The organism is Aeromicrobium phragmitis (assembly GCF_003674095.1).
GTDB classification, from domain to species: domain Bacteria; phylum Actinomycetota; class Actinomycetes; order Propionibacteriales; family Nocardioidaceae; genus Aeromicrobium; species Aeromicrobium phragmitis.
Genome location: NZ_RDBF01000171.1, coordinates 1 through 371 on the forward strand (window position 1 = coordinate 1; position 371 = coordinate 371).

At 73.0% G+C, this 371-nt stretch carries 1 protein-coding gene; it reads left to right on the forward strand.

Annotated elements, in window-relative coordinates; genetic code table 11:
- Window positions 1-371 (forward strand): Rossmann-fold NAD(P)-binding domain-containing protein (locus D9V41_RS18025; RefSeq protein WP_481725506.1); only part of this gene is annotated, 371 nt, incomplete at both ends.

A 371-nucleotide genomic window follows, 5' to 3' on the forward strand; every position in this document is an offset into this window, starting at 1 on the left:
CGCCCGACCACGTCGAGACCGAACGACTCCTCGCCGCCTCCGGCCTCCCTCACGTCATCGTGCGCAACGGCTGGTACAGCGAGAACTACCTGGGCGAACTCGAGAACGCCCGCCAGCACGGGGCCGTGATCACCAGCGCCGGAGACGGCACCGTCGCCTCGGCCGCTCGCGCGGACTACGCCGCGGCCGCCGCGGCCATACTCGTGGACCCCGACGCGAAGCCGGTCTATGAGCTGTCGGGCGACACCGCCTGGACATTCGACGACCCCGCGAAGGCGCTGGCCGCCGCCACCGGCGCGGACGTGGAGGTGCGCCGCGTCTCCGCGGACGAACACCGCGACGTGCTCCGCGAGGCGGGGCTGCCTGAAGGT